This window comes from Bradyrhizobium sp. CCBAU 65884, assembly GCF_028128835.1.
Taxonomy (GTDB): domain Bacteria; phylum Pseudomonadota; class Alphaproteobacteria; order Rhizobiales; family Xanthobacteraceae; genus Bradyrhizobium; species Bradyrhizobium ottawaense.
This window is the reverse complement of sequence record NZ_LBJU01000035.1, coordinates 1-1,507: the sequence shown is the minus strand read 5'-3', so window position 1 is coordinate 1,507 and position 1,507 is coordinate 1. Positions and strand designations below refer to the sequence as shown.

Here is a 1,507-nt window from a genome sequence, read left to right as displayed (position 1 = left end):
TATGCTCTCGCCGCAGCTTTTGAGGATTCTGCGGACGTATTGGCGGCTCACTCGGCCAAAGCGATGGCTGTTTCCCGGCCGCGACGACGAGCGTCCGCTCGTCCCCAACGTGCTGCACGCCGCCTGCCGTTCAGCCTGTGCGGCGGCCGGCTTGAGCAAGTCGGTGACGGTGCATACGCTGCGGCACACATTCGCGACCCATCTCCTGGAGAACGGGGCAGACGTGCGCATCATCCAGGTGCTGCTCGGCCATGCCAGTCTGCAGAGCACGGCGCGCTATACCCAAGTCGCCACAAAGACCATCAGCAATACGCCAAGTCCGCTTGACCGGCTTCGCCTCGAGGTCGTGCCGCCCGGCTGAGCGGACCTGATGGCTCCGATTCTGGAAGTGGCGGATATCTTCCGCCGCCACGGCGAAGCGTTTCGGCAAGCCCGTGCCGGGCATCTGGGCCGCGTCGAGCGGCGCGTCATGGGCGCGATCACGGCATGCCGGACGGCTGTGCTCGGTGGCCACCTCGAGCGATGCGACGACTGCGGTGCCACCCGCATCGCCTACAACTCCTGTCGCAATCGGCATTGCCCGAAGTGCCAGGGCTCGGCGCGCGCGCAATGGCTTGCCGAGCGACAAGCCGAACTCCTTCCCGTGCCGTACTTCCACGTCGTCTTCACCTTGCCGGCGCCGGCCAGAGAGATTGCTTTCCAGAACAAGGCGGTGGTCTATGCCACTCTGTTCCGCTGCGCGGCCGAGACGCTCACCACCATTGCAGCCGATCCCAAGCATCTCGGCGCCCAGCTCGGCGTGACCGCCGTCCTCCATACCTGGGGCCAGACCCTGCAACACCATCCGCATATCCACTGCGTCGTGCCCGGCGGTGGACCCTCGCTCGACGGTACACGCTGGGTGGCTTGCCAGCCCGGCTTCTTCCTGCCAGTGCGCGTCCTCTCTCGGCTATTCCGCCGCCTGTTTCTGCAAGAGCTGCAAGCTACCTTCGCGGCCGGCCAGTTGGGCTTCTTTGGCGATCTCGCCCATCTCGCCGATCCCGCCGCGTTCGCCCGGCGCCTCGATCAATTGCGACGGACCGACTGGGTGGTCTATGCCAAGCCGCCATTCGGCGGGCCCGAACAGGTGCTGGCTTATCTCGGCCGCTATACGCATCGCGTCGCCATCGCCAACAGTCGGCTGATCTCGCTTGCCGACGGCAAGGTGAGCTTTTCTTGGAAGGACTATCGGCAGAATCGTAAAGCCAAAGTGATGACGCTTGATGCCGATGAGTTCATGCGGCGCTTTCTCCTGCACACCCTGCCGGACGGCTTTCATCGCATCCGCCACTATGGCTTCCTCGCCAATGGCGGGCGCAACGATAGAATCGCCCTCTGCCGTCGGCTCCTCGACGTTCGCAACGCTCCGACTAATCAAGAAGACGGCGATAATCCTCTCGTCAAATGCGAGATCCCCGTCTGCCCGCATTGCGGCGGCACCATGCGGCGTATCGACGTCATCCCACGA

At 64.4% G+C, this 1,507-nt stretch carries 2 protein-coding genes; both read left to right on the top strand.

Translation table 11 applies throughout. The features are described 5' to 3' along the window. On the top strand, positions 1–361 hold a 361-nt coding region (locus XI03_RS01630), incomplete at its 5' end, for a tyrosine-type recombinase/integrase (protein WP_271591105.1). Between the two features lie 6 nt (positions 362–367). Continuing rightward, on the top strand, positions 368–1,507 hold a 1,140-nt coding region (locus XI03_RS01625; RefSeq protein ID WP_271591106.1), incomplete at its 3' end, for an IS91 family transposase.